This is a genomic window from Xenorhabdus innexi, assembly GCF_002632485.1.
GTDB classification, from domain to species: domain Bacteria; phylum Pseudomonadota; class Gammaproteobacteria; order Enterobacterales; family Enterobacteriaceae; genus Xenorhabdus; species Xenorhabdus innexi.
Genome location: NZ_NIBU01000228.1, coordinates 1 through 667, shown reverse-complemented (window position 1 = coordinate 667; position 667 = coordinate 1). Strand labels below are relative to the sequence as shown.

Annotated in this window: 1 protein-coding gene; it reads left to right on the top strand. The window is 53.2% G+C overall.

What is annotated here, in order from left to right; all coding sequences use genetic code 11:
• The coding region (locus Xinn_RS21275; protein WP_169923653.1) for a type VI secretion system baseplate subunit TssF at positions 1-667 on the top strand (667 nt) is incomplete at both ends.

Here is a 667-nt window from a genome sequence, read left to right as displayed (position 1 = left end):
CCGTGGCCTGCGGCCTTTACTGGAAGAAACGGAAAAAGCCCAGGCGTTTGAACTGATCCTGCTGCTGGACAAAATCGATGAGGATTTGGAGCATCTGGTGGATGCCTCTTATTTAGCCCTGAACAGTACCCCGGTGATTAACCTGTTTCCTAAACTGACAGAGCGTGTCACGGTGGAAAACAGTACGAATGAATACCATCTGGTGGTGGATAACATCCGACCGCTGGATTATGAAATTTTTTCAGTCCAGCGCCTGCACGGGGCTGATATCAAGCGGCGGGAAACGCAAATCTTCCGACCATTCTGGTCAACGTTCAGTGATGATAAAGGCAATTATGGCGCCTATTTCTCCCTGCGCCGTGATCCCCGTATCCTGTCTGAACACGCCCACCATTACGGCACCCGCACCAGCTATCTGGGAACCGAGGCCTTTGTGTCGATTGTGGATGAACAGCACTCCCCCTGGCCGAATGAGCTCAAATTTCTGACCGCCGATGTGTTGTGCACCAACCGCGATTTACCGGCGATGCTGCGGCAACAGGATCTGGACAGTTTTGTCATGCTGGACTCCATCCCTATCAATAACATTGTGCTGCTGAAAAGGCCGACCATCCCCCGGCCGGCGCTGGCACAGGGATCGGTGTCCTGGCGATTAATCAGCCAGCTT